Raw genomic sequence first — 26,642 nt, 5'->3', positions numbered from 1 at the left:
GGGTCAGTTCTCCTTGAAGGGGAAGCCGAGCGCGCGCAGCAGGGCGCGGCCCTCGTCGTCGTTGAGGGCACTGGTCACCACGGTGATGTCCATGCCACGCACGCGGTCGATCTTGTCCTGGTCGATTTCGTGGAACATCGACTGCTCGTTCAGACCGAAGGTGTAGTTGCCCCGACCATCGAACTGCTTCGGGGACAGGCCACGGAAGTCGCGGATACGCGGCAGCGCCAGGGACAGCAGACGGTCCAGGAACTCCCACATGCGGTCGCCGCGCAGCGTGACGTGCGCACCGATCGGCATGCCCTCGCGCAGCTTGAACTGCGCGATCGACTTGCGGGCCTTGGTCACGGCCGGCTTCTGACCGGTGATGGTGGCCAGGTCCTTGATGGCACCCTCGATCAGCTTGCTGTCGCGGGCCGCCTCACCGACACCCATGTTCACGGTGATCTTGACGACCCCGGGCACCTGCATGGTGTTGGCGTAGCCGAACTCTGAGAAGAGGGCCGGCTTGACCTCGTCGCGGTAGCGCTGCTTGAGGCGGGGCGCGGTGCGCTCCTCCGGTGCAGCGGTCTCAGTGGTGGTCTCGGTCGTCATCACAGGTCCTTACCCGAGCGCACGGACACGCGGGTGCGCTGCTGCTTGGTGCGGCCGTCGCGCTCGACGCTGTCGACACGGGCGCGGATCCGGGTCGGCTTCTTGGTCTCGGGGTCCACGACGGCCACGTTGCTCACGTGGATCGGGGCCTCGACGACCTGGATGCCGCCGGTGTTGACACCCTGGTTGTCGCCGGCCTTGGTGTGCTTGGTGACGCGGTTGATGCCCTCAACGAGCACGCGGTTGGTCTCCGGGTAGACCGCGATCACGCGGCCCGTCTTGCCACGGTCGCCGCCCTTGGCCTGGGTGCGCCCGCTGATGACCTGGACCAGGTCGTTCTTCTTGATGCGAATCCTCGCCATGGTTCAGATCACCTCCGGTGCCAGCGACACGATCTTCATGAACTTCTTGTCACGCAGCTCACGGCCCACGGGACCGAAGATGCGGGTGCCACGAGGGTCGCCGTCGGTCTTTAGGATCACGGCGGCGTTCTCGTCGAACTTGATGTAGGAGCCGTCCGGACGACGACGCTCCTTCTTGGTGCGAACGATGACGGCCTTGACGACGTCACCCTTCTTCACGTTTCCACCGGGGATGGCGTCCTTGACCGCGGCCACGATGGTGTCCCCGACGCCCGCATAGCGGCGGCCGGAGCCACCGAGCACGCGGATGCAGAGGATCTCCTTCGCACCGGTGTTGTCCGCGACACGCAGTCGCGACTCCTGCTGGATCACTGTCAAACTCCTGTCGTCGAGCCGGTTCTCTCCCCGGGACTCCGGGTGAGCCTTGCCGAACGTTGTGGATGAATGGTCTTACGGTCCACAGGGCCGGGGCCCCGTGGGGTTTTCTTACTTGGCCTTCTCGAGGATCTCCACGACGCGCCACCGCTTGGTCGCGGACAGCGGGCGGGTCTCCATGATGAGGACGCGGTCACCGATGCCGGCGGCGTTCTCCTCGTCGTGCGCCTTCACCTTGCTGTTCTTGCGCATGACCTTGCCGTAGAGGGCGTGCTTGACACGGTCCTCGACGGAGACAACGACGGTCTTGTCCATCTTGTCGCTGACCACGTAGCCCTGGCGGGTCTTGCGGTCGTTGCGGGTCGACGGCTCGGTCTCGGTCGCAGTGACCGGGTTCTCGACGGTGTTCTCGCTCATCGTCAGCCCACCTTCTCCTTCGTGGTCTCCTCGGACTCGGCCTCGACGGCCTCACGTCCGATGCCCAGCTTGCGCTCGTTCATCTCGGTGTAGATGCGGGCGATGTCCTTGCGGACCGCGCGCAGTCGACCGTGGCTCTCCAGCTGGCCGGTGGCCGACTGGAATCGCAGGTTGAACAGTTCCTTCTTGGACACCGACAAGGCGTCCGCGAGTGCGCTGTCGTCCAGACCGCGCAACTGCTCTGGGGTCAGGTCCTTGCTTCCGACCGCCATCAGATGTCACCACCCTCACGCGCGACGAAGCGGCACTTCATCGGCAGCTTGTGCATTGCCAGGCGCATCGCCTCACGGGCGACCTCTTCGGACACACCGGAGAGCTCGAACATGACACGGCCGGGCTTGACGTTGGCGACCCACCACTCCGGGGAGCCCTTACCGGAACCCATGCGGGTCTCGGCCGGCTTCTTGGTCAGCGGACGGTCCGGGTAGATGTTGATCCAGACCTTTCCGCCACGCTTGATGAAGCGGGTCATTGCGATACGAGCGGACTCGATCTGACGGTTGGTGACGTAGGCGGGCTCGAGGGCCTGGATGCCGTAGTCGCCGAACGCGATCGTGGTGCCGCCCTTGGCAGCGCCACTCCGACCGGGGTGGTGCTGCTTGCGGTGCTTGACTCGACGTGGAATCAACATCAGGACTGCTCTCCCTCAGTGCGTGCCGGGGTGTCGGTGGCCGCAGCCTCGACGGGTGCACCGGCGGCGGCCTCCGCGGCCGGGGCCTCGGTGCCTGCGTCACGACGGGGACCGCGACCGGCGCGGTCATCGCGACGGGGGCCACGGTCGTCACGGCGGGGGCCGCGGTCGTCACGACGCGGGCCACGCGACGGCGGGGCAGCAGCCTGCTCGCGAGCAAGCTCCTTGGCCGTCAGGTCACCCTTGTAGATCCAGACCTTCACACCGATGCGACCGAACGTCGTGCGGGCCTCGTAGAAGCCGTAGTCGATGTTCGCGCGCAGCGTGTGCAGCGGGACGCGGCCCTCGCGGTAGAACTCGGAGCGAGACATCTCAGCGCCGCCGAGACGACCCGAGCACTGGATCCGGATGCCCTTGGCACCAGCGCGCAGGGCGGACTGCATGCCCTTGCGCATGGCGCGACGGAAAGTCACCCGGGCAGCGAGCTGCTCGGCGATGCCCTGGGCGACGAGCTGGGCGTCGACCTCCGGGTTCTTGACCTCGAGGATGTTGAGCTGGACCTGCTTGCCGGTGAGCTTCTCGAGCTCGCCGCGGATGCGGTCGGCCTCGGCGCCGCGACGGCCGATGACGATGCCCGGACGTGCCGTGTGGATGTCCACGCGGACACGGTCACGAGTGCGCTCGATCTCGACCTTGCTGATGCCGGCCCGGTCCATGCCGGTCGACATCAAGTTGCGGATGGCGACGTCTTCCTTGACGTAGTCGCGGTAACGCTGACCCGGCTTGGTCGAGTCGGCGAACCAGCGGCTGCGGTGGTCCGTAGTGATACCCAGGCGATAGCCGTTCGGGTTGATCTTCTGCCCCATTAGCGGGCACCTCCCTGCTTCTCGCCCACCAGCACGGTGATGTGGCTGGTGCGCTTGAGGATGCGGCTGGCGCGCCCCTGGGCGCGCGGACGGAACCGCTTCATGGTCGGTCCCTCGTCGACGTAGGCGGCGGTGACGACGAACTGGTGCTCGTCGAACGGCGCGCCGACCTGCTCTGCGGCATACCGAGCGTTGGCGACGGCGCTGTTCAGCACCTTCAGCACCTGCTCGCTCGCGCCCTGCGGAGAGAACCGCAGGATGGCGATCGCCTCGTCGGTCGACTTGCCACGGATCATGTTGACGACACGGCGAGCCTTCTGCGGGGTGATGCGCACGAAGCGCGCCTGTGCCCTGGCTTCCATGGTGGTTCCCTCAGTGGTGTTGGTGCTCATCGACGGCGGCCCTTCTTGTCGTCCTTCTCGTGACCCTTGAACGTGCGGGTCGGAGCGAACTCACCGAGCTTGTGGCCGACCATCGACTCGGTCACGAAGACCGGGATGTGCTTGCGGCCGTCGTGCACGGCCAGCGTGTGGCCGAGCATGTCGGGGGTGATCATCGACCGGCGGGACCAGGTCTTGATCACGGTCTTGGTGCCGGCTTCGTTCTGGGCGTCCACCTTCTTGACGAGGTGGTCGTCGACGAAGGGGCCCTTCTTCAGACTACGAGGCATGTGTTCGGTTGCTCCCTACTCAGCGCTTCTTGCCGGTGCGGCGGCGACGAACGATGAGCTTGTCGCTGGGCTTGTTCGGACGGCGGGTGCGGCCCTCAGGCTGACCCCACGGGCTGACCGGGTGGCGACCACCGGAGGTCTTGCCCTCTCCACCACCGTGCGGGTGGTCGATGGGGTTCATCACGACACCACGGACGGAGGGGCGCTTGCCCTTCCACCGCATGCGGCCGGCCTTACCCCAGTTGATATTGCTCTGCTCGGCATTGCCGACCTCGCCGATGGAGGCGCGGCAGCGGGCGTCCACGTTGCGGATCTCGCCGGACGGCATACGCAGCTGGGCGTAGGCGCCTTCCTTGGCGACGAGCTGCACGCGGGTGCCGGCCGAGCGGGCGATCTTGGCCCCGCCACCGGGCTTGAGCTCGATGGCGTGGATGACCGTACCGACCGGGATGTTGCGCAGCGGCAGGCTGTTGCCCGGCTTGATGTCAGCCGACGGGCCCTGCTCGATCGCGTCGCCCTGGCGGAGCTTGTTCGGCGCGATGATGTAGCGCTTCTCGCCGTCCGCGTAGTGCAGCAGCGCGATGCGCGCGGTGCGGTTCGGGTCGTACTCGATGTGCGCGACCTTTGCGGGGATGCCGTCCTTGTCGTGGCGACGGAAGTCGATCACGCGGTAGGCACGCTTGTGGCCGCCACCGATGTGGCGGGTGGTGATGCGGCCAGAGTTGTTGCGTCCGCCAGACTTAGTCAGCGGACGGACCAGCGACTTCTCCGGAGTGGAGCGGGTCACCTCGACGAAGTCGGCGACGCTGGAGCCACGACGGCCCGGCGTTGTCGGCTTGTACTTACGAATAGCCATGATTTAAGAAGTCCTCGTCTCGTCTCGACAACCGGCTCAGAGCGTGCCGAAGATGTCGATGGTGCCTTCGCGAAGCGTGACGATCGCCCGCTTGGTGTCCTTGCGCTTGCCCAGGCCGAACCGGGTGCGACGGGTCTTGCCGACGCGGTTCAGCGTGTGGACCGACTCGACCTTGACGCCGAAGACGGACTCCACGGCCCGCTTGATCTCGGACTTGTTGGCCCGGGGGTCCACCACAAAGGTGTACTTGCCCTGGTCCAGGAGCGTGTAGGCCTTCTCAGAGACGACCGGGGAGATCAGGATCTCGCGCGGGTCCTTGTTGGCCTCGAGTGCGGTGCTCACTTGGTGCCCTCCTCATCGGTGCCCAGCTCCAGGCCGGTGTCGGCGGACTGCGCGGCAGCGCCACCGGCCGGCTCGAAGCCAGCAGTCGCGGCGGCCTCAGCCGTGCGGAACCACACCTCGGCGACCGTCTGGTCATACCAGCGGGAGCCCTCGACGTGGTACTTCATGGAGTCCTTGTTGCCCTTGACGGTGAACCCCTCGGGGGCCGACCCGTCCTCGATCGCGCCGGCTGAGTCGGGGCCGAAGCCACCGTCGACCAGCGTGGCAGCCTCGGTGGCCGGGGCCTCCTCGACGACCGGAGCGTCCTCGACGACCGGAGCCTCGACCTCGGCAGCCGGCGTGGCCTCGACGGCCGGTGCAGCAACCTCGGTTGCCACGGACTTGCGGCCCTCGATGAGGGAGGTGAGTGCCGTCTGGGTGAAGACGATGTCGTCGGCGCACAGCACGTCATACGTGTTCAGCTGGTCGACGAACAGGACGTGCACGTCGGCCAGGTTGCGCAGGCTCTTCAGTGCGACCTCGTCGCTGCGGTCCAGCACCACGAGCAGGTTGGGACGCTCGGTGAGGCCGGTCAGCGCCGCCCAGGCGGTCTTCGTGGAGGGGGCTTCCCCCTCGACGACCGCGCTGAGGCAGTGGATGCGGCCGTGGCGGGCCCGGTCAGAGAGTGCGCCGCGCAGGGCAGCAGCCTTCATCTTCTTGGGGGTGCGCTGGCTGTAGTCCCGCGGCTGCGGGCCGTGGACAACGCCACCACCGGCAAACTGCGGCGCACGGATCGAACCCTGACGGGCGCGGCCGGTGCCCTTCTGACGGTAGGGCTTGCGGCCACCGCCGCGGACCTCGCCGCGGGTCTTGGTGGCGTGCGTGCCCTGGCGGGCCGCGGCCAGCTGGGCCACGACAACCTGGTGGATCAGCGGCACGTTGGTCTGCACGTCGAAGATCTCGGCGGGCAGCTCAACCGTGCCGGCGTCGCCACCGGTCGGCTTGGTGATCGTGATGGTCGTCATCGCGTCAGGCCCCCTTGGCTGCGGTGCGGACGAGGACGACGCTGCCGCGCGGACCCGGGACGGCGCCCTTGATCAGCAACAGGCCGCGGTCGGCGTCGACAGCGTGGACGGTGAGGTTCTGCGTGGTCTGGCGCTCGCCACCCATGCGGCCGGCCATCTTCTGGCCGCGGAAGACGCGACCCGGAGTGGACGCGCCACCGATGGAACCGGGCTTGCGGTGGTTGCGGTGCGCACCGTGGGAGGCGCCCACACCGGAGAAGCCGTGACGCTTCATGACACCGGCAAAGCCCTTGCCCTTGGTCTTGCCGGTGATGTCCACAGTCTGACCGGACTCGAAGGTCTCGGCGGTGAACTCCTGGCCAATCTCGTAGTCGGCGGCATCGCTGGTGCGAAGCTCGGCGACATAGCGGCGCGGGGTGACCCCGGCCTTCTCGAAGTGGCCTTTGGTCGGCTGGTTGACCTTGCGGGGGTCAATAGCCCCGAAGGCGATCTGGATCGCGTTGTAGCCGTCGGTCTCGGCCTTGCGCACCTGCGTCACGACGCAGGGGCCGGCCTTGATCACGGTCACGGGCACCAGGCGGTTGTCGGCATCCCAAACCTGGGTCATGCCGAGCTTCTCGCCGAGGACGCCCTTGACGGCGCGTTCGGTAGTAGCAGTCATGGTGGAGCCCTTACAGCTTGATTTCGATGTTGACGTCAGCCGGCAGGTCGAGTCGCATGAGCGAGTCAACGGCCTTCGGCGTCGGGTCGACGATGTCGATCAGACGCTTGTGCGTGCGCATCTCAAAGTGCTCGCGGCTGTCCTTGTACTTGTGGGGCGACCTGATGACGCAGAAGACATTCTTCTCCGTCGGCAACGGCACCGGGCCGACCACTGTCGCGCCGGCACGGGTCACCGTGTCGACAATTTTGCGCGCCGAGCTGTCGATGACCTCGTGGTCATAGGACTTCAGCCGGATGCGGATCTTCTGTCCCGCCATCGCTTGTCTGACTCTCTCTCGTCGTACTACTGGCTATCGGCCGTCCAGGTGGTCTCCGACCCCCGCGGTCGGGCGTGTCGCCCTGCCGCCAGGCACCAGAGGAAAGAAATCTCTTCTGATGGTGTGTGTTCGGAGCCCGGCCTGGCCGGGGCTTGAGCTGCCTCCGCCCGCCCCCACACTCCGACACTGGAGCGCTTCTGAGCGTGCTGGATGGCTGACGGCACCAACATGGGTCAACACCGTGCGTCAAGCAACCTGCCTAGTGTGCCACGGCGGGGCGCCCTCGCCCAAATCGAGGCGGTCAGACCGCCCCGGCCCGGCCCTGCTGGGCACGCACAGCCGCCTGTGCACCCCTTCTGGGGCACAGCCGCATGCTACCTCCCTCTGGCGCACGGGCCCGCCTCCGCGTGCGCGCCTCCGCGTGCGCGCACGGGCCGCCTGCGCACCTCCCCCTTCGGGCATGGGAGGCATGCGCACCCTTCTGCCCACACAGATGGCCCCGCCCGGGCGGGCGGGGCCATCTGGGTCTGCGCTCAGGCGCCGGGCTGCTCGCCCTCGACCTTGATCGCGGAGATCTCAAACTCCAGGGTGACCTTCTCAGACACCAGGACTCCGCCCCGGTCCATCGGCAGGTTCCACTCGAGTCCGTAGTCACGACGGTTGAGTCGACGGGTGGCCTCGAAACCGGCCCGCAGGTTGCCCATCGGGTCGCGCTCGACGCCCAGCAGCTCGATCGGGATGGCCACCTGCTTGGTCGTGTCGCGGATCGTCAGATCCCCGACCACCATGAAGTTGCCTTCCTCCACCTCGTCGATGGTGCTGCTGGTGAAGACAATCTCGGGGTGGTTCTCCACGTCGAAGAAGTCGGGGCTGCGCAGGTGCTCGTCGCGCTTGTCGTTGCGGGTGTCGACACTGGCTGACTGCAGCCTGACCGAGACCGTGGAATTGCTGAGGTTGTCCGCGTCGAGCTCGATGATGCCCTCGACGTCGTTGAAGGCGCCGCGGACGGTCGTGATCATCGCGTGCTTGGCCGAGAAGCCAACCCGGGTGTGCTCGGGGTCAAAACGCCACTGACCACTCATCGAGGCATCTAGGTCCGCCATGGGTCTCCTTTTGCTCAGTCCCAACGGTCTCATCGGGAGGACACTCGCTCAGACGCTACCCTGATCTGCACTCTTGCGGTGAATTGCCTCGCCGGTGCTTAAGGTCGTCCTGTGCAGCTCCGGGACATTCTGCGGGGACCGACCGCCCTCCTCCTTGCGAGTATGGCGGCGCTCACCGCCGCCTGTGGCACCACCTCTCCCCCTGCTGATCCAGGTGTGATGACGACCCCGCAGTCCCCCGCTGTCGGCAGCGACTCCCCCGTTGTCAGCAGCAACTCCCCCGCCGGCAGCACCGCGCATCCCACGGGCAGCACGGCGCCCCCCGCCGACGGAGCACTGACGTCGACACCCAGCTCCCCGTCATACTCCCCTGGCTCTGCCGGTGGATCCGAGGGGACAGCCACCACAAAGTCCGCCGGAGACGATGGCACACGCACCGCCGTTCCGACTGAGGCCGGCACGGGCGTATGCGCGGGCGGGCGGGCGCTGATCGACGAGGTGGCATGGGTCGAGATCGACCAGCGGGCCTCGCTTGAGGTCGTGCCCAGCGACCTCCTGCGCGACTGCGCCCTCGCGGCGGTGGACGACCTGGCCTGGGCGGAGGTCCTCGAACGCCAGCCGGACGCCGACACCCCTGGCATGGTCGAGCAGTTCACCTGTCATGTCCTATTCGCACCGCGCAAGCAGGAGTGGCACCTGGAGCCGTGGCGGCCGGTCGTCGACGGCAGGGAGATGATCGCGACCAGGTGCAATCCCGGCGGCGCCGACCCCGACCTGGGGTGAGCCGCCCGGGGAACGTTGCAGCCGGCATACGTCGAGGGGTGAGAAGCGAGCGCGACTCAGGGGACACCTGACGTGGCCCCCGGCCATTACTGGGGTGCAGAAGCGGTCACCGGTGACCGGTTCTGCACCCCAGAAGAGGTCAGGCCGCCGGCCCACCAGCAACAGGGGCCCGCGGCACATGCAGCCGGAGCAGGGCCCCGCACAAGCACCCGCAGCCCCCCGCATGCAGCCGGAGCAGGGCCCCGCACAAGCACCCGCAGCCCCCGCATGCAGCAGGGCCCGCAACCTCAGTGAGGTTGCGGGCCCTGCTGGTGCCGGTGCCGACGTGCGTCGGCCCGGCGTCAGATCACTTGAGGATCTTGGTGACGCGGCCGGCGCCGACGGTGCGGCCACCCTCGCGGATCGCGAACTTCAGGCCATCCTCCATGGCGATCGGCTGGATCAGCTCGACGCGCATCTCGGTGTTGTCACCGGGCATGACCATCTCGGTGCCCTCGGGCAGGTGCACGACACCGGTGACGTCCGTGGTCCGGAAGTAGAACTGCGGACGGTAGTTGTCGTAGAACGGCGTGTGACGGCCACCCTCGTCCTTGGACAGGATGTAGACGTTGGCCTCGAACTCGGTGTGCGGGGTGATCGAACCCGGCTTGCAGATGACCTGCCCGCGCTCGACGTCCTCGCGCTTGGTGCCACGCAGCAGCAGGCCGACGTTCTCACCAGCACGACCCTCGTCGAGCAGCTTGCGGAACATCTCGATGCCGGTGACGGTGGTCTTCTGCGGCGGGCCCTCCTGGATGCCAACGATCTCGATCTCCTCGTTGACATTGAGGATGCCGCGCTCGATACGACCGGTGACGACGGTGCCACGACCGGTGATCGTGAAGACGTCCTCAACGGGCATCAGGAAGGGCTTGTCGACGTCGCGCTCCGGCTCCGGGATCGACTCGTCGACCGCGTTCATCAGGTCCATGAGCTTGTCGCCCCACTCGGCGTCGCCCTCGAGAGCCTTCAGCGCGGAGACCTGGACGACCGGCAGGTCGTCACCCGGGAACTCGTAGGAGGACAGCAGCTCGCGGACCTCCATCTCGACGAGCTCCATGATCTCCTCGTCGTCGACCATGTCGGACTTGTTCAGCGCGACGACGATGTAGGGAACGCCGACCTGGCGGGCCAGGAGGACGTGCTCCTTGGTCTGCGGCATCGGGCCATCGGTGGCCGCCACGACCAGGATCGCGCCGTCCATCTGGGCAGCACCGGTGATCATGTTCTTGACATAGTCAGCGTGACCCGGGCAGTCGACGTGAGCGTAGTGGCGCTTCTCCGTCTGATACTCGATGTGGGAGATCGAGATCGTGATGCCGCGCTGCTTCTCCTCGGGCGCCTTGTCGATGGTGTCGAATGCCGACGCCTCGTTCAGCTCCGGGTACTTGTCGTGCAGGACCTTGGAGATGGCAGCCGTCAGCGTCGTCTTGCCATGGTCGATGTGCCCGATCGTGCCGATGTTGACGTGCGGCTTGGTCCGCTCGAACTTGGCCTTAGCCACTTGGGTCCTCCTCAGGACTGTGTTGTGTCATCGCCAATCGATCGTGATGTGGCGACACTTGCAAGTTGTGGTGCGAAAACTCCGGTGGGGAGTCTACTGCTCACTCACCACGGATTTTCTTGATGATCTCCTCCGCGACGTTCCGGGGAACCTCGGCATAGGAGTCGAACTGCATCGTGTAGTTAGCGCGGCCCTGGGTCTTGGACCGAAGGTCACCAACGTACCCGAACATCTCTGACAGCGGCACCACTGCGCGCACGATCTTGGCTCCGCTGATGTCCTCCATGGCCTGGATCTGGCCACGGCGGGAGTTCAGGTCACCAATCACATCACCCATGTAGTCCTCGGGCGTGCGCACCTCGACGGCCATCACGGGCTCGAGGAGGACGGGGTCCGCCTTGCGGACTGCCTCCTTGAGGACCATGGAGCCGGCAATCTTGAACGCCATCTCCGAGGAGTCGACGTCGTGGTAGGCACCGTCGAGCAGGGTCGCCTTGATGCCCACCAGCGGGTAGCCCGCGAGGACACCGAGCTGCATGGCCTCCTGGATACCCTGGTCGACACTGGGGATGTACTCACGCGGGATGCGACCACCGGTGACGGCGTTCTCGAAGGAGTAGAGCTCGCCCTCGGTGGTGTCCATCGGCTCGAAGGTCATCTGCACCTTCGCGAACTGACCGGAGCCACCCGTCTGCTTCTTGTGCGTGTAGTCGTACTTCTCCACGGAACGACGGATCGTCTCGCGGTAGGCCACCTGCGGCGCACCGACGTTGGCCTCGACCTTGAACTCCCGCTTCATGCGGTCGACCAGGATGTCGAGGTGGAGCTCGCCCATGCCACCGATGATGGTCTGGCCGGTCTCGTCGTCGAGGCGGACGGTGAAGGTGGGGTCCTCCTGCGCCAACTTCTGGATCGCGGTGCCGAGCTTTTCCTGGTCACCCTTGGTCTTGGGCTCGATGGCCACGTGAATGACCGGCTCCGGGAAGGTCATCGACTCCAGGATGATCTGGTCATTCATGTCGCACAGGGTGTCACCGGTGGTGGTGTCCTTCAGTCCGATCACGGCATAGATGTGACCCGCGGAGGCGTGGTCGACCGGGTTCTCCTTGTTGGCGTGCATCTGGAACAACTTGCCCAGACGCTCCTTCTTGCCCTTGGTCGCGTTCATGACTGGCTGCCCACCGCGGATCTCACCGGAGTAGACCCGGATGTAGGTCAGTGTCCCGAAGAACGGGTGGGTGGCGATCTTGAAGGCCAGGGCCGCGAACGGCTCAGTGGTGTCGGCCTTGCGGTAGATCACCGTCTCCTCGTCACCGGGCTTGTGGCCCTCGGTGGGACGGACGTCCATCGGGCTAGGCAGGTAGTCGATGACCGCGTCGAGCAGGGGCTGGACGCCCTTGTTCTTGAAGGCGGTGCCACAGAAGACCGGGTTGACCTCGCTGGCCAGGGTGAGCTTGCGCACACCCGCCTTGATCTCGTCCTCGGTCAGCTCCTCGCCACCGAGGAACTTCTCGAGCAGCTCGTCGTCAGCCTCAGCAACCTTCTCGACCAGCAGCGCACGGTACTCGTCCGCCTTGGCCTGCAGGTCCGCCGGGATGTCTTCCACGTCGTAGTCCTCGCCCAGCGCGGTCTCACCGTGCCAGGTCAGGGCCTTCATGCGGACCAGGTCGATGACCCCGACGAAGTCGGACTCAGCACCGATCGGCAGCTGCATCACCAGGGGGGTCGCGCCGAGGCGGTCCACCATGGTCTGCACCGAGTAGTAGAAGTCCGCGCCCATCTTGTCCATCTTGTTGATGAAGCACATGCGCGGGACGCCGTACTTGTCAGCCTGGCGCCAGACCGTCTCGGACTGCGGCTCCACGCCCTCCTTGCCGTCGAAGACGGCGACGGCTCCGTCGAGGACGCGCAGGTTGCGCTCGACCTCAACGGTGAAGTCCACGTGACCGGGCGTGTCGATCAGGTTGATCTGGTGGCCCTTCCAGTAACTGGTCACGGCCGCGGAGGTGATGGTGATCCCCCGCTCCTTCTCCTGCTCCATCCAGTCGGTCGTCGAGGCACCGTCGTGGGTCTCGCCCATCTTGTGCTTCACACCGGTGTAGAACAGGATGCGCTCGGTGGTCGTGGTCTTGCCGGCATCGATGTGAGCCATGATGCCGATGTTGCGGACCATCGTCAGGTCCGTCAGGACGTCCTGTGCCACTGTGTCTCTTCTCTAGCTCGAATGCGTATGTCGTCTGGTCGCGGTCGGAAGACCAGCGTCACCAGCGGTAGTGCGCGAAGGCCTTGTTGGCTTCGGCCATCTTGTGGGTGTCCTCGCGGCGCTTCACCGCGGCGCCCAGACCGTTGCTGGCGTCCAGGATCTCGTTCATCAGGCGCTCGGTCATCGTCTTCTCACGACGCTGACGGGAGTAGCCGACCAGCCAGCGCAGGGCCAGCGTGGTGGAGCGACCCGGCTTGACCTCGATCGGCACCTGGTAGGTCGCACCACCGACGCGGCGGCTCTTGACCTCCAGCGCCGGGCGGATGTTGTCCAGCGCACGCTTCAGCGTGGCCACGGGGTCCGTGCCGGTCTTGGCGCGGACGCCCTCCATGGCGCCGTAGACGATGGTCTCGGCGACGGCCTTCTTGCCGTCGACCAGGATCTTGTTGACCAGCTGCGTGACCAGCGTGGACCCGTAGACGGGGTCGGAGATCAGCGGACGCTTGGGAGCGGGGCCCTTACGAGGCATTACTTCTTCTCCTTCTTCGCGCCGTAACGGGAGCGGGACTGGTTGCGACCCTTGACACCCTGGGTGTCAAGCGAGCCGCGGACGATCTTGTAGCGCACACCCGGGAGGTCCTTCACACGGCCACCACGGACCAGGACGATGGAGTGCTCCTGCAGGTTGTGGCCGACCCCTGGGATGTAGGCCGTGACCTCGATGCCGCTGGTCAGCTTCACACGAGCGACCTTGCGCAGGGCAGAGTTCGGCTTCTTCGGGGTGGTGGTGTAGACGCGGGTGCAGACGCCGCGCCGCTGGGGGTTCCCCTTCAGGGCAGGACTGTTGGCCTTCTTGGCCTTGTCCTGGCGCCCCTTGCGGACGAGCTGGTTGATTGTGGGCACTGATTCTCCGTCAGTCGATGTTGTCTGCGCGCCCCGTCGTCCCTGACGGGTCACGCTCCTTGGTCTGGCCGGCGCTTCACCCCCGAGCTCGGGTGTGTCGCGACGGTGCTCTCCCCTGCACTTCCCCGAGCCGACAGCACCGCCCACTGTGCATGGGAGGTATGTTGACTCAAGCGGGGCTGCCCGGCGAGAGGTGGTTGGCCGCCAGGACCTAGCCCGACGGCACGCGTGCAGGCAGGACCTACACACACAATCCTCAAGAATACCGGCGCATGGGGCCTGCGCCAAATCAGCGTCAGCGCTGCTTCTGAGGAGCCTGACGCAGCGTCTCGGGCACCGAACCACCATCGGGGAACCTGCTCCACAGCTCGTCGTCCCACCAGGTCACCCCGTCCGGAGCCAGGACCGCGGCACGGTCGACACCATCACGGGTGAAGCCGAGCCTGGTCAACAACCTGGTGGACGGGCTCGCCGGTGCAAAGACCCGGGCTGTCACACGACGGGCCCCCGCGGCACCGAGCGTGAGGTCCAGGACCGCACGGACACACTCGGTGGCCAGCCCCAGGCCGTGCACCCGAGGGTGGAAGGCATAGCCCAGCGCCGCGTCGACGGCGCTCGTCGTGGCCGGCGACAGCGCCGATGACGGTCTGAAGCGGATCCGGACATCACCCACCACACTGCCGGTCGGCACCGTGCCGCTTTCCCCCGCGCCGCTCTCCCCCGTGCCGCTCTCCCCCGCGTCGTTCTCCCCCGTCGCCGGGCTCAGCCGCTGCGCCACGAGGCTGACCGACCCGGCCTCCCCGCGCCATCGCTCCAGCAACTCCCCTACCCCGGCGGCATCCAGTGGCGGGTGGCCGAGAAACCTGGTGACCTCCGGGTCGCTGCGGTAGGCACTCAGCGCAGCCTCGTCACCGGCCACCACCTCGCGGAGCACGCAGCGCTGTGTGGTCAGGGGCAACGCGGCACGCACCGCTCCGACGGCGCGGGCGACCTCCAGCGGCGTGGTGCTGCTCACGGCAGGTCAGTCTGGCACGCTCGTGGGTCGGCCTCGCACCCTCTGGCGACCCCACAAGCCTGCCGCTCGGCCCCACGACCACGACGCGGGTATGCCGGACAGTGAGCTCCGGCACGCCCCACGACCAAGGGGCGGGTATGCCGGACGGTGAGGTCCGGCATACCCGCCCCTGTGGCGGTGGTGCGGTGGATCAGTAGCGGTCGTCGCCGACGGACAGGTCGTCCAGGCGGACGGCCTCGCCGGAGCCCGGACCGAAGGCCGGGTACTCGAACTGGTCGTAGTCCGGCACGGCGTAGGCGGCTGCCTTGGCCTCCTCCGTGGGCTCCACGGTGAGGTTGCGGTAGCGCGGCAGCCCTGTGCCGGCCGGGATCAGCTTGCCGAGGATGACGTTCTCCTTCAGCCCCAGCAGCGGGTCGGACTTGGCCTGCATGGCCGCCTCCGTGAGCACCCGCGTGGTCTCCTGGAAGGATGCCGCGGACAGCCACGAGTCGGTGGCCAGCGAGGCCTTCGTGATGCCCATCAGCTCGGGACGACCCGAGGCCGGCTTGCCGGACTCGGACACGACGCGACGGTTCTCGGTCTCGAACCGACCGCGCTCGACCAGCTCACCCGGCAGCAGCTGCGCGTCGCCGGCCTCGATGACCGTGATGCGCCGCAGCATCTGCCGCACGATGACCTCGATGTGCTTGTCGTGGATCGACACACCCTGCTGGCGGTAGACCGCCTGGACCTCGTCCACCAGGTGCTGCTGGGCAGCACGCGGACCGAGGATGCGCAGGACCTGCTTGGGGTCGATCGCCCCCTGGACGAGCTGACGGCCGACCTCGACGTGCTCGCCGTCGGCGACCAGCAGCCGCTGCCGCTTGGTCACCGGGTAGGCGTGCTCGTCCGAACCGTCGTCCGGGATCAGCAGAATCCGGCGGGACTTGTCGGTGTCCTCGATCTGGACGCGGCCGGACGCCTCGGCGATCGGAGCGACCGCCTTGGGCGTGCGGGCCTCGAACAGCTCGACGACACGCGGCAGACCCTGCGTGATGTCGTCACCGGCCACACCACCGGTGTGGAAGGTGCGCATCGTCAGCTGGGTGCCGGGCTCACCGATCGACTGGGCCGCGATGATGCCGACGGCCTCACCGATGTCGACCAGCTTGCCGGTGGCCAGCGAACGGCCGTAGCACTTGGCGCAGGTGCCGACCAGCGACTCACAGGTGAGCACCGAGCGGACCTTGACGTCCTTGACGCCGGCGGCGACCAGGGCGTCGATGACCACGTCACCGAGGTCGATGCCGGCCTCGGCCAGCACCTGCCCGTCGAGCTCCACGTCCTGGGCGAGGGTGCGGGCATAGACCGCGGTCTCGACGTCGTCGTGCTCGCGCAGGTCACCGCTGAGGGTGTCGACGGCGATCGGCATGAGGAACCCGCGGTCGGTGCCACAGTCGTCCTCACGGATGATCACGTCCTGGCTGACGTCCACCAGACGACGGGTCAGATAACCCGAGTCGGCGGTGCGCAGCGCGGTGTCGGCCAGTCCCTTGCGGGCACCGTGCGTGGAGATGAAGAACTCCAGCACCGACAGGCCCTCACGGAAGTTGGACTTGATCGGACGCGGGATGATCTCGCCCTTCGGGTTTGCCATCAGGCCACGCATGCCGGCGATCTGACGCAGCTGGAACCAGTTGCCTCGTGCACCCGAGGTGACCATCCGATAGATGGTGTTGTCCTTGGGCATCGTGGTCTCGAGCTCCTTGGCCACCTCATTGGTCGCCTGGGTCCAGATCTCGATGAGCTCCTGACGGCGCTCGTCGTCGGTGATCAGACCACGCTCATACTGCGTCTGGACCTTGGCTGCCTTGGCGTCATAGATGTCCAGGATCTCCGCCTTGCGCGGCGGGGTCATGACATCGGAGATGGCCACGGTCGTGCCCGAGCGGGTCGCCCAATAGAAGCCGGTGTCCTTCAGCGAATCCAGCGACGCCGCGACCTGCACCTTGGTGTAGCGCTCGGCGAGGTCGTTGACGATCCCGGACAGCCGCTTCTTGTCGACCACGTCGTTGACGAACGGGTAGTTCGGCGGCAGGGAGATGTTGAAGATCGCCCGACCCAGCGTGGTCTCGACCAGGAACTCCGAGGCGATGCCGTCCTCGGACACCTCGGCGTCCTCGGGCAGCTCGTGACCCAGCGGGGCGGCGGTGTCCCGCACGCGCAGCCGGATCGGCGTGCCGATCTCGATCTTCCCGGCGTCGTAGGCCATCTGAGCCTCGGCGATCGAGATGAACGAGTGCAGCTCGGTCTCCTCGGCCGGGGCGTCGAACGACTCCGACGTCAGGTGGAACAGACCGATGACCATGTCCTGGGTCGGCATCGTCACGGGACGGCCGTCGGCCGGCTTCAGGATGTTGTTGCTCGAGAGCATCAAGATCCGGGCCTCGGCCTGCGCCTCTGCGGACAGCGGCAGGTGGACGGCCATCTGGTCACCGTCGAAGTCTGCGTTGAACGCGGTGCAGACCAGCGGGTGGATCTGGATGGCCTTGCCCTCGACCAACTGCGGCTCGAAGGCCTGGATGCCGAGGCGGTGCAGCGTGGGTGCACGGTTCAGCAGCACGGGGTGGTCGGTGATGACCTCCTCAAGCACGTCCCACACCACGGAGCGGCCGCGCTCGACCATCCGCTTGGCGGACTTGATGTTCTGAGCATGGTCGAGGTCGACCAGGCGCTTCATCACGAACGGCTTGAACAGCTCCAGCGCCATCTGCTTGGGCAGACCACACTGGTGCAGCTTCAACTGCGGGCCGACGACGATGACCGAACGGCCGGAGTAGTCGACACGCTTGCCGAGCAGGTTCTGACGGAAGCGACCCTGCTTGCCCTTGAGCATGTCGGACAGCGACTTCAGCGGCCGGTTGCCCGGGCCGGTGACGGCGCGGCCACGACGACCGTTGTCGAACAGCGAGTCAACGGCCTCCTGGAGCATCCGCTTCTCGTTGTTGACGATGATCTCCGGGGCGCCCAGGTCAAGCAGTCGCTTGAGCCGGTTGTTGCGGTTGATCACGCGGCGGTAGAGGTCGTTGAGGTCGGAGGTCGCGAAGCGGCCACCGTCCAGCTGCACCATCGGACGCAGGTCCGGCGGGATGACCGGCACGCAGTCCAGCACCATGCCGTCGGGGTTGTTCACCGTCGTCAGGAACGAGGTCACGACCTTGAGCCGCTTGATGGCCCGAGTCTTCTTCTGTCCCTTGCCGGTGGCGATGATCTCGCGGAGCAGCTCCACCTCGGCCTCGAGGTCAAAGTTCTGCAGGCGCTTCTGCAGCGCCGCAGCACCCATGCCACCCTCGAAGTACTGACCGAACCGGTCACGCATCTCGCGGTAGAGGATCTCGTCGCCCTCGAGGTCCTGGACCTTGAGGTTCTTGAACCGGTCCCAGACCTGGTCGAGGCGCTCGACCTGCTGGTCGGCACGACGACGGATCTGGTTCATCTCGCGCTCGGCACCGTCGCGCACCTTGCGGCGTGCGTCGGCCTTGGCACCCTCGGCCTCCAGCTCGGCCAGGTCGGCCTCGAGCTTCTTGGCGCGGGCCTCGACGTCAGCGTCACGACGGTTCTCGAGCACCTTGCGCTCGCTGTCGATCTCCGCCTCGAGCGAGGGCAGGTCCTTGTGCCGCTGGTCCTCGTCGACGTGGGTGATCATGTAGGCCGCGAAGTAGATGACCTTCTCGAGGTCCTTCGGCGCCAGGTCCAGCAGGTAGCCCAGGCGGCTCGGCACACCCTTGAAGTACCAGATGTGCGTCACCGGGGCGGCGAGCTCGATGTGCCCCATCCGCTCGCGACGCACGCCAGCGCGGGTCACCTCGACGCCGCAGCGCTCACAGATGATTCCCTTGAAGCGGACACGCTTGTACTTGCCGCAGTAGCACTCCCAGTCCCGGGTGGGACCGAAGATCTTCTCGCAGAAGAGCCCGTCCTTTTCCGGCTTGAGGGTGCGGTAGTTGATGGTTTCGGGCTTCTTGACCTCGCCGTGGCTCCACTTGCGGATGTCCTCCGCAGTGGCCAGGCCAATCCGCAACTCGTCGAAGAAGTTGACGTCGAGCACGTGGGTCCTCTCGTGAGACTGGGTGGTCTCAGTTAGGTCTTACTACAGTTCTAGATGGCGTATGCCGTGGAGCCGGTGTGGCCGACTCGTAACGTTCTGCCTCGCGTCTGGTCGTATGGCCGGGGCCGGCCCCGCGCACCCGTGAGGGTGAGCGCGGAGCCGGCCGTCCGTCATACCTCTTCGACGCTGCTGGGCTCGCGGCGCGAGAGGTCGATGCCCAGCTCCTCCGCTGCGCGGAAGACCTCGGTGTCGGACTCGCGCAGGTCGATCTGGGTGCCGTCGGAGGACAGGACCTCGACGTTCAGGCAGAGCGACTGCATCTCCTTGATGAGCACCTTGAACGACTCCGGGATGCCCGGCTCAGGGACGTTCTCGCCCTTGACGATCGACTCGTAGACCTTCACGCGGCCGGTGACATCGTCCGACTTGATGGTGAGCAGCTCCTGCAGGGCGTAGGCGGCGCCGTAGGCCTCCAGGGCCCAGACCTCCATCTCGCCGAAGCGCTGGCCACCGAACTGGGCCTTACCACCCAGCGGCTGCTGGGTGATCATCGAGTACGGCCCGGTGCTCCGCGCGTGGATCTTGTCGTCCACGAGGTGGTGCAGCTTCAGGATGTACATGTAGCCCACGGAGACCGGCTGCGGGTAGGGCTCGCCGGAGCGACCGTCGAACAGCCGGGCCTTGCCGGACTCGCCGATGAGGCGCTCACCGGAGGCCGACGGCGTGGTCGACTCGAGCAGACCGGTGATCTCGCCCTCAGAGGCACCGTCGAAGACGGGGCTGGCCACCCGGGTGCGCGGCTCGGCCGTGCGGGCGCCCTCGGGCAGGCCATTGGCCCACTCCGGGTTGCCCACAACTTCCCAGCCCTGCGCCGCGGCCCAGCCGAGGTGCAGTTCCAGGATCTGACCAACGTTCATCCGGCCGGGGACACCCAGCGGGTTGAGCACCACGTCGACCGGCGTGCCGTCCTCCATGAAGGGCATGTCCTCCACGGGCAGGATCTTGGAGATGACGCCCTTGTTGCCGTGGCGGCCGGCAAGCTTGTCACCGTCGGTGATCTTGCGCTTGTTGGCCACGTAGACGCGGACCAGTTGGTTGACGCCGGGGGGAAGCTCGTCGCCCTCCTCGCGGTCGAAGACCTTGACACCGATGACGGTGCCGGTCTCGCCGTGCGGGACCTTCATCGAGGTGTCGCGCACCTCGCGCGCCTTCTCGCCGAAGATGGCGCGCAGCAGGCGCTCCTCCGGGGTCAGCTCGGTCTCACCCTTGGGCGTGACCTTGCCGACCAGCAGGTCGCCGTCGCGGACCTCGGCGCCGATGCGGATGATGCCGCGCTCGTCCAGGTCAGCCAGCACCTCGTCGGAGACGTTCGGGATGTCCCGGGTGATCTCCTCCGGACCCAGCTTGGTGTCGCGGGCGTCGATCTCGTGCTCCTCGATGTGGATCGAGGAGAGGACATCGTCCTGCACGAGACGCTGGGAGAGGATGATCGCGTCCTCGTAGTTGTGACCCTCCCACGGCATGAAAGCCACGAGCAGGTTGCGACCCAGTGCCATCTCGCCGCCGTCGGTCGCGGGACCGTCGGCCAGCAGGTCTCCGGCCTCGACACGGTCACCGGTGTTGACCTTGACCTGCTGGTTGTAGCAGTTGCCCTGGTTGGACCGGGTGAACTTGGCGATCTTGTAGGACTGGTAACTGCCGTCGTCGTGCGCCACGGTGACCAGGTCGGCCGAGACCTCCTGGACCACACCTGCCTTGGTGGCACGCACCACGTCACCTGAGTCCAGGGCGGCACGGTGCTCCATGCCGGTGCCGACCAGCGGCGCCTCGGCCTGGACCAGCGGCACGGCCTGACGCTGCATGTTGGCACCCATCAGGGCACGGTTGGCGTCGTCGTGCTCCAGGAACGGGATCATGGCGGTCGCCGCGGACACCATCTGGCGTGCGGAGACGTCCATGTAGTCCACGTCGCTGGCCGGGACGTCGGTGGCCTCCCCGCCCTTGGTGCGGACCAGGATCCGCTCCTCGGCGAAGGTGCCGTCCTCATTGAGCTCGGCGTTGGCCTGCGCGATGACGAAGTGGTCCTCCACGTCCGCCGAGAGGTACTCGACGTCGTCGGTGACGCGACCGTTGATCACCTTGCGGTAGGGGGTCTCCACGAAGCCGAACGGGTTGATCCGGCCGTAGGAGGCCAGCGAACCGATCAGACCGATGTTCGGTCCCTCAGGGGTCTCGATGGGGCACATCCGGCCGTAGTGCGACGGGTGGACGTCGCGGACCTCCATGCCGGCGCGGTCACGGGACAGACCGCCGGGGCCCAGCGCCGACAGGCGACGCTTGTGGGTCAGGCCCGACAGCGGGTTGTTCTGGTCCATGAACTGGGACAGCTGGCTGGTGCCGAAGAACTCCTTGATGGAGGCGACGACCGGCCGGATGTTGATCAGCGTCTGTGGCGTGATGGCCTCGACGTCCTGGGTGGTCATCCGCTCTCGGACGACGCGCTCCATCCGGGACAGCCCGGTGCGGACCTGGTTCTGGATCAGCTCGCCGACGGAGCGGAGACGACGGTTGCCGAAGTGGTCGATGTCGTCGACCTCGACGCGCAGCTCCCCGGTCTCACCGTTGCGGGTGACCGGGAGGGTCTCCTCGCCGGCGTGCAGCGCGACGATGTACTTGATGGTCGCGACGATGTCGTCGACGCCCAGCACGGACTCGCTCAGCGGAGCCTCGACACCCAGCTTCTTGTTGATCTTGTAACGACCGACCTTGGCCAGGTCGTAACGCTTGGGGTTGAAGTAGAGGTTGTCCAGCAGGGTCTGGGCAGCCTCCTTGGTCGGCGGCTCGCCCGGACGCAGCTTGCGGTAGATGTCGAGCAGCGCCTCGTCCTGGTCGGCCGTGTGGTCCTTCTCCAGGGTGGCGCGCATCGACTCGTACTCGCCGAACTCCTCCAGGATCTGGGCCTCGGTCCAGCCCAGGGCCTTCAGCAGCACCGTCACGGACTGCTTGCGCTTGCGGTCGACACGCACACCGACCATGTCGCGCTTGTCGATCTCGAACTCCAGCCACGCACCCCGGCTCGGGATGACCTTGGTGGAGTAGATGTCCTTGTCTGCCGTCTTGTCGAGCGTGCGCTCGAAGTAGACACCGGGGCTGCGCACGAGCTGGGACACCACGACACGCTCGGTGCCGTTGATGATGAACGTGCCGCGGTCGGTCATCAGCGGGAAGTCGCCCATAAAGACCGTCTGGGACTTGATCTCACCGGTGGTGTTGTTGATGAACTCGGCGGTGACGAAGAGCGGGGCGGAGTAGGTCATATCCCGCTCCTTGCACTCGTCGATGGAGTACTTCTGCTCCTCGAAGCGGTGGTCCCGGAACGACAGGGACATGGAGCCGGAGAAGTCCTCGATCGGGGAGATCTCCTCGAAGATCTCCTCGAGGCCGGAGCGGTCTGGGACGTCGTCCTTGCCGGCCTCCTTTGCGGCGGCGACGCGAGCCTGCCAATGCTCGTTGCCGAGCAGCCAGTCAAAGCTCTCCGTCTGAAGTGCCAACAGATCCGGGACCTCAAGGGGCTCCCGGATCTTGGCAAAGCTCAGGCGGCCAGATGCCGTCCGAGCGGTGGACACAGTGGTCTTCGCAGTGCGCGAGGCAGCCAAGGATGGTCCTTCCACAGGCCTTACATGATCAGCGGGTCCGCCACTCCAGGCCCGTGAACACACCGATGACAGACCAGACGCGGCGGTGCGTGATGGTCGGCAACAGGTGGGTGCGGCACGGGATAGGGCAGCGCAAAGAGATAGCATACACGAATCACCGGTCGGGTCCAACCGCTCCCCCTCGCGGTGCCCACGCCGGTGCGTGCTGATCGCCACGATGGTGCCTGGGCAGGGGGCGATTCGTCAAGCCCGACCCGCCGAAAGAGCTCGTCTCGTGGTCAGAAATTCACCCCAACCGAGCGCACTGTATGACGGCCAGCCAGCTTGCAACGCAGAGCGGGCGGGACCGACCAGGGGTCAGTCCCGCCCGCTCGACAGGCAGTCACCGGGTCATCGACCCGGTGGGGGTCACGTGAGGGTGACGGTGGCGCCAGCGCCCTCGAGGGCCTCCTTGGCCTTCTCGGCGGACTCCTTGTCGACCTTCTCCAGGACCGGCTTCGGAGCGCCGTCGACGAGGTCCTTGGCCTCCTTCAGACCCAGGGAGGTCAGCGAGCGGACCTCCTTGATGACCTGGATCTTCTTGTCGCCAGCGGCCTCGAGAACGACGTCGAACTCGCTCTGCTCCTCGACAGCAGCGGCGTCGCCGCCGCCAGCGGCCGGGGCAGCACCGGCAACGGCGACCGGGGCCGCGGCGGTGACGTTGAAGGTCTCCTCGAACTGCTTCACGAACTCGGAGAGCTCGATCAGGGTCATCTCCTTGAAGCTCTCCAGGAGCTCCTCGGTGCTCAGCTTCGCCATGGTGGCGTTCCTTCCTAGTGGTGCCGTGAGTGGCTGTGTGTGGATTGTGCTTCCGCGTGCCAGGTGGCTCGCGTCAGCTGTCGTCGCCACCCTCGGCGACGTCGGTGGTGCCCTCCTCCGCAGCGGCCGGAGCCTCCGCGGACTCGGTGGCGTCCTCCTCCGCAGCGGCCGGAGCCTCCGCGGTCTCGGACGGGGCGGCGGTGTCCACCGCCGGGCCCTCCTGCTCGACCTTGGCGCGCAGCGCCTCGACGACGCGCGCGGTCTGGGACAGCGGCGCGGCGAACAGGTAGACGGCGTTCGTCAGCGAGGCATTCATCGCCCCGGCCAACTTGGCCAGCAGGACCTCGCGCGACTCCAGGTCGGCGAGCTTGGTGATCTCCTCGGGGCTCAACGGCTTGCCGTCGAGCACACCAGCCTTGATCACCAGGGCAGGGTTGGCCTTGGCAAAGTCACGCAGGCCCTTGGCCGCCTCGACCGGGTCACCGGTGACAAAGGCGATTGCGGTGGGACCCTGCAGGTGCTCCTCGAGGTCGGTCACGCCGGCCTCGGTCGCAGCAAGCTTGGTGAGCGTGTTCTTCACCACGGCATAGGTCGCGTGCTCGCGGATCGAGTTGCGCAGCTCGGTGAGCTGCGCCACGGTCAGACCGCGGTACTCGGTGAGCACGGCCGCACCCGAGTTGCGGAAGTGATCCGTCAACTCGGCAATGGCAGCAGCCTTCGCAGCAGTCGCCATGGGGCCTCCTTCATCGTGGTGCCGGCACCCTCCCGGTCCGACGACAAGAGCCCCGGCGCAGGCGCACGGGGCTCGAAGAACGGCAGTGGTATGCCGTCAAGCTCAGGTCACCTGCGCAGGTCGCCCGCATCGTGCGGAGCCTTCGGTCGGATGCCCTCGCGGGCACGCCGACAACCGGCGGTCATTGGGTATGCACGAACTGTACCGGCCCAGTGTGCGCCGGGACAAATCCCGCACGTCCCGCCCCGCTCACGCCTCCTGGCAGGCCCGCTGCACGAAGTCGTAGAGCTCCACCGTGACCTCGCGGGGTGCGGACACCCCGACGGTACCCTCGCGCCCGTCCAGCTCGACGTCAAACCGGAAGCGGGTGCCCTGCTTGTCCTCGGCCACCGCGTGGGCGTCGCACCGGGCGGGCACCACCGTGAGGACAACGGAGTGCGGCGCAGCCTCGCCCCTGATCGCGTCCGGGAGCATGAGGTCAAGCTGGCGTCCCTCCGGTCGGCGCTCTCCTGTGTCCGGATCGATCAGCTGGAGGAGGGTGGTGTTGCGGACCCGGACGAGCTCCAGCACGCCCGGACCACCACCGGGAGTCACCTCGACCACGAGGTCCGCGACGAGAGCCTCCCCCAGTGTCCGCACCTCGGGGAGCCCGGTGATGGACAGCGTCGCGAGGTCGTTGACCTCCTGCTCGAAGCACTCCGCGTCGTGCAGGTCGACGATCCGGCCGCCTTGGTCGTCCGCCGGGACGGTGAGCGTGCCGACCTGTCCGTCGTCGAGCACATAGTCCAGACGGACCGTGTGCTCGAGCCGCCCACCGGTGCAGACGGCAGGGCCGAGCAGGACGGGGAGGTCGACGACCCGGCCGGATCCGATGCTGATGTTGCTGAGCTGGCTGGTCATCGGCGACTCGAAGCCACTCGACTCCAGACTCAGCCCGAGGACGGTGAAGCCGGTGTCCGACCCGTTCGTGAGCTGCACCTCGAGCTGACCGGCCACGACGTCGAGCCGGCTCTGGTAGACGCTGGCCTGCACGCCGACGAGCTGGCGCGCAGACGCACCCGGTTCCGACGACGACCACGCTGGGGCCGCACTGTTCGTCTCGCCGTCGGAGGTCGGTCCAGCGGTCGAGCAGGCGGCCAGGAGCAGCACCGCGAGGGCGAGGATGACCCGCGACGACAGCTGTCTCACCCCAGGATGACCTCCTGGTCCCCGGTGTCGATGACCAGGGACATACGGGAGGGCTCACCCACGCGGAGCTGGATCGGGCCACGGGGAGCCTGGAGCGCCTCGAGCGTGCTGCGCAGCCGAGCCACTTCCGGGTGCCGGAACCGGACGGACACCAGTTTCACCGCGGGCAGACCCACGCTGGGGTGCGCCGTGTCGCCCCAGTCGATCAGGAAGGGCACCATCCCCTGCATGTCGGTGTCCACCGAGGTCAGCTGCCACGACAGCTCCGTGCCGTCCGGTGTGTGTCGGCTCATGGCGCGGGGATCACCGGGGTCGACTCCTCGCCCCCGGGCGTGCGCCACCTGATCGTCCAGCCCCGACGCTTGCAGCGCCCAGCCCACCGGGGTCGGCTCGCGCAGCTCGTCCACCCGGAACGGTCGCGGCCGCCCCGGGTCGGGTTGGTCGGGGTCGGGTGCGACCAGCTCCAGGTAGCGCCGCCCACCGAGCCCCACGAGCGAGTTGCGCGTCCCCAGGCCGGGGTGAGCTCCGCCTGGTTGAGGCGTCACGCCGAGGTGACTCTCGGCATACTCCTCCAGCTCGCTGAGGTCCGGCCCACCCAGGATGACGTGGTCGATCTGTGCTCTCATCGCCCTGCCCTTCGTCCACTCGCCGTGCTGCGGTCACGAAAGGTCCAGCCCACCACGGAGTGGCGCGGTGGCGCAATGCGTCGCGACGCGGTAGCACTGGTGCATGAAGGCTGTCGAGCGGTGGCTGTCCCCGCGCATGGAGCAAGAAATCACCCTGGCCCGCTGGGGACGCTCCGGCGCCGCATCCGGCACCCCGGTGCTGGTGTTGCCCACGGCGGGCGGTGATGCCGAGGAGGTCGAGCGGCACCACCTGATCACCAAGCTGGGTCATCTCATCGAGTCCGGGACGATCACGGTCTACTCGTGCGACAGCGTGGCGGGGAAGGCGATGACCCACTCGACCGGGACGGTGGAGTACCGCAACTGGCTGCTCAACCAGTTCCACCGCGCCGTCGCCCACGAGGTGGTGCCGGCCATGCACGCCGACGGCGGCACCAAGCTCGCGATCGTGGCCGGCGCGTCGATCGGCGCGTTCAACTCGGTCGCGCTGATCTGCCGCTTCCCCCACCTGTTCGGTGCCGCGATCGGGATGTCCGGGACGTATGACGTGGAGCGCTTCGTCGGTGGCGTCACCGACGACCTGTACTTCGCCACGCCGCGCCGCTTCCTGCCCGGGCTGGAGGGACCGGCCCTGGACCTGCTGCGGCAACGCTTCGTGATGCTCGCGTCCGGCACCGGCGCCTGGGAGAACATCGAGGAGTCCTGGGACATGGCAAAAGCGCTGGGCGCCAAGGGAATTCCGAACCGGGTGGATGACTGGGGCCCGGACTATGAGCACGAGTGGCCGACCTGGTGGGCGATGCTGCCGCAGTACCTGCGCGAACTGCTGGGTTGACCTCCGCCCACG

28 protein-coding genes are annotated in these 26,642 nt (G+C 67.0%); 2 read left to right on the top strand and 26 right to left on the bottom strand.

What is annotated here, in order from left to right:
- Positions 1-3: 3 nt before the first annotated feature.
- The 15 genes from rplE to FNH13_RS05070 form a co-directional block, all read right to left on the bottom strand.
- Positions 4-594, bottom strand: coding sequence for a 50S ribosomal protein L5 (gene rplE, locus FNH13_RS05140; RefSeq protein ID WP_143782483.1), 591 nt, complete (start codon positions 592-594; stop codon positions 4-6).
- The gene (rplX, locus tag FNH13_RS05135; RefSeq protein WP_143782482.1) at positions 594-956 is read right to left on the bottom strand and encodes a 50S ribosomal protein L24; all 363 of its coding nucleotides are present in this window, start codon (positions 954-956) and stop codon (positions 594-596) included. Before rplX ends, rplE begins: the two co-directional genes overlap by 1 nt.
- Before the next feature lie 3 nt (positions 957-959).
- Positions 960-1,328, bottom strand: coding sequence for a 50S ribosomal protein L14 (gene rplN, locus FNH13_RS05130; RefSeq protein WP_143782481.1), 369 nt, complete (start codon positions 1,326-1,328; stop codon positions 960-962).
- 114 nt (positions 1,329-1,442) lie between these two features.
- Positions 1,443-1,748, bottom strand: a complete 306-nt coding sequence (gene rpsQ / locus FNH13_RS05125; protein ID WP_143782480.1) for a 30S ribosomal protein S17 — start codon at positions 1,746-1,748, stop codon at positions 1,443-1,445.
- 2 nt (positions 1,749-1,750) lie between these two features.
- On the bottom strand, positions 1,751-2,020 hold the full coding sequence (gene rpmC, locus FNH13_RS05120; protein WP_143782479.1) for a 50S ribosomal protein L29: 270 nt from the start codon (positions 2,018-2,020) through the stop codon (positions 1,751-1,753).
- Positions 2,020-2,439, bottom strand: a complete 420-nt coding sequence (gene rplP, locus FNH13_RS05115) for a 50S ribosomal protein L16 (RefSeq protein ID WP_143782478.1) — start codon at positions 2,437-2,439, stop codon at positions 2,020-2,022. Before rplP ends, rpmC begins: the two co-directional genes overlap by 1 nt.
- On the bottom strand, positions 2,439-3,305 hold the full coding sequence (gene rpsC / locus FNH13_RS05110) for a 30S ribosomal protein S3 (protein ID WP_143782477.1): 867 nt from the start codon (positions 3,303-3,305) through the stop codon (positions 2,439-2,441). Before rpsC ends, rplP begins: the two co-directional genes overlap by 1 nt.
- Positions 3,305-3,667, bottom strand: a complete 363-nt coding sequence (rplV, locus tag FNH13_RS05105) for a 50S ribosomal protein L22 (RefSeq protein WP_143784943.1) — start codon at positions 3,665-3,667, stop codon at positions 3,305-3,307. The genes rpsC and rplV overlap by 1 nt, the downstream gene beginning before the upstream one ends.
- Positions 3,668-3,693: 26 nt before the next feature.
- Complete coding sequence (gene rpsS / locus FNH13_RS05100) at positions 3,694-3,975, bottom strand: 30S ribosomal protein S19 (protein WP_143782476.1); 282 nt, start codon at positions 3,973-3,975, stop codon at positions 3,694-3,696.
- A 19-nt stretch (positions 3,976-3,994) separates the two neighbouring features.
- Positions 3,995-4,831 (bottom strand): 50S ribosomal protein L2, encoded by an 837-nt coding sequence (gene rplB, locus FNH13_RS05095; RefSeq protein WP_143782475.1) that lies wholly within the window; start codon positions 4,829-4,831, stop codon positions 3,995-3,997.
- A gap of 36 nt (positions 4,832-4,867) precedes the next feature.
- Positions 4,868-5,173 carry a 50S ribosomal protein L23 gene (gene rplW, locus FNH13_RS05090; RefSeq protein WP_143782474.1) on the bottom strand — a complete coding sequence of 102 codons (306 nt, stop codon included), beginning with the start codon at positions 5,171-5,173 and terminating at the stop codon, positions 4,868-4,870.
- A complete protein-coding gene (rplD, locus tag FNH13_RS05085) occupies positions 5,170-6,177 on the bottom strand; it encodes a 50S ribosomal protein L4, sunset domain variant (RefSeq protein ID WP_143782473.1) in 1,008 nt (335 codons plus the stop codon). Before rplD ends, rplW begins: the two co-directional genes overlap by 4 nt.
- A 4-nt stretch (positions 6,178-6,181) precedes the next feature.
- Complete coding sequence (gene rplC, locus FNH13_RS05080) at positions 6,182-6,838, bottom strand: 50S ribosomal protein L3 (RefSeq protein WP_143782472.1); 657 nt, start codon at positions 6,836-6,838, stop codon at positions 6,182-6,184.
- Positions 6,839-6,848: 10 nt separating this feature from the next.
- Positions 6,849-7,157, bottom strand: coding sequence for a 30S ribosomal protein S10 (gene rpsJ, locus FNH13_RS05075; protein ID WP_006946210.1), 309 nt, complete (start codon positions 7,155-7,157; stop codon positions 6,849-6,851).
- Between the two features lie 533 nt (positions 7,158-7,690).
- Complete coding sequence (locus FNH13_RS05070; protein WP_143782471.1) at positions 7,691-8,260, bottom strand: YceI family protein; 570 nt, start codon at positions 8,258-8,260, stop codon at positions 7,691-7,693.
- A 219-nt stretch (positions 8,261-8,479) separates the two neighbouring features.
- Between FNH13_RS05070 and FNH13_RS05065 the strand changes: the two genes are divergently transcribed.
- Entirely contained in the window at positions 8,480-9,043 is a 564-nt protein-coding gene (locus tag FNH13_RS05065; protein ID WP_143782470.1) for a DUF2599 domain-containing protein, read from the top strand.
- A gap of 346 nt (positions 9,044-9,389) precedes the next feature.
- Here FNH13_RS05065 and tuf read toward each other — a convergent pair whose 3' ends face one another.
- The 11 genes from tuf to FNH13_RS05010 all read right to left on the bottom strand — a co-directional run bounded on the left by tuf (position 9,390) and on the right by FNH13_RS05010 (position 25,795).
- Complete coding sequence (tuf, locus tag FNH13_RS05060) at positions 9,390-10,586, bottom strand: elongation factor Tu (RefSeq protein ID WP_143782469.1); 1,197 nt, start codon at positions 10,584-10,586, stop codon at positions 9,390-9,392.
- Between the two features lie 100 nt (positions 10,587-10,686).
- On the bottom strand, positions 10,687-12,789 hold the full coding sequence (fusA, locus tag FNH13_RS05055; protein WP_143782468.1) for an elongation factor G: 2,103 nt from the start codon (positions 12,787-12,789) through the stop codon (positions 10,687-10,689).
- Positions 12,790-12,847: 58 nt separating this feature from the next.
- Complete coding sequence (gene rpsG / locus FNH13_RS05050; RefSeq protein WP_143782467.1) at positions 12,848-13,318, bottom strand: 30S ribosomal protein S7; 471 nt, start codon at positions 13,316-13,318, stop codon at positions 12,848-12,850.
- Positions 13,318-13,692: a 30S ribosomal protein S12 gene (gene rpsL / locus FNH13_RS05045; protein WP_143782466.1), complete on the bottom strand. Its 375-nt coding sequence runs from the start codon at positions 13,690-13,692 to the stop codon at positions 13,318-13,320. The genes rpsG and rpsL overlap by 1 nt, the downstream gene beginning before the upstream one ends.
- A 295-nt stretch (positions 13,693-13,987) precedes the next feature.
- Positions 13,988-14,707, bottom strand: a complete 720-nt coding sequence (locus FNH13_RS05040) for a GNAT family N-acetyltransferase (RefSeq protein WP_143782465.1) — start codon at positions 14,705-14,707, stop codon at positions 13,988-13,990.
- A 190-nt stretch (positions 14,708-14,897) separates the two neighbouring features.
- Positions 14,898-18,794 carry a DNA-directed RNA polymerase subunit beta' gene (locus FNH13_RS05035; RefSeq protein WP_143782464.1) on the bottom strand — a complete coding sequence of 1,299 codons (3,897 nt, stop codon included), beginning with the start codon at positions 18,792-18,794 and terminating at the stop codon, positions 14,898-14,900.
- Between the two features lie 170 nt (positions 18,795-18,964).
- Positions 18,965-22,450 carry a DNA-directed RNA polymerase subunit beta gene (gene rpoB, locus FNH13_RS05030; RefSeq protein WP_143782463.1) on the bottom strand — a complete coding sequence of 1,162 codons (3,486 nt, stop codon included), beginning with the start codon at positions 22,448-22,450 and terminating at the stop codon, positions 18,965-18,967.
- Positions 22,451-22,858: 408 nt separating this feature from the next.
- Positions 22,859-23,248 carry a 50S ribosomal protein L7/L12 gene (gene rplL / locus FNH13_RS05025; RefSeq protein WP_143782462.1) on the bottom strand — a complete coding sequence of 130 codons (390 nt, stop codon included), beginning with the start codon at positions 23,246-23,248 and terminating at the stop codon, positions 22,859-22,861.
- A 73-nt stretch (positions 23,249-23,321) separates the two neighbouring features.
- Positions 23,322-23,981, bottom strand: a complete 660-nt coding sequence (gene rplJ / locus FNH13_RS05020; RefSeq protein ID WP_143782461.1) for a 50S ribosomal protein L10 — start codon at positions 23,979-23,981, stop codon at positions 23,322-23,324.
- A 249-nt stretch (positions 23,982-24,230) separates the two neighbouring features.
- On the bottom strand, positions 24,231-25,169 hold the full coding sequence (locus tag FNH13_RS05015) for a hypothetical protein (protein WP_143782460.1): 939 nt from the start codon (positions 25,167-25,169) through the stop codon (positions 24,231-24,233).
- Positions 25,166-25,795: a VOC family protein gene (locus FNH13_RS05010; RefSeq protein ID WP_143782459.1), complete on the bottom strand. Its 630-nt coding sequence runs from the start codon at positions 25,793-25,795 to the stop codon at positions 25,166-25,168. Before FNH13_RS05010 ends, FNH13_RS05015 begins: the two co-directional genes overlap by 4 nt.
- 103 nt (positions 25,796-25,898) lie before the next feature.
- Between FNH13_RS05010 and FNH13_RS05005 the strand changes: the two genes are divergently transcribed.
- Positions 25,899-26,630 (top strand): esterase family protein, encoded by a 732-nt coding sequence (locus FNH13_RS05005; protein WP_143782458.1) that lies wholly within the window; start codon positions 25,899-25,901, stop codon positions 26,628-26,630.
- Positions 26,631-26,642: the final 12 nt, after the last annotated feature.

This window comes from Ornithinimicrobium ciconiae, assembly GCF_007197575.1.
In the GTDB taxonomy this organism is placed as follows: Bacteria; Actinomycetota; Actinomycetes; order Actinomycetales; family Dermatophilaceae; genus Ornithinicoccus; species Ornithinicoccus ciconiae.
Note: the sequence above shows the minus strand (reverse complement) of the source record. Positions and strands in the feature narration are given on the sequence as shown.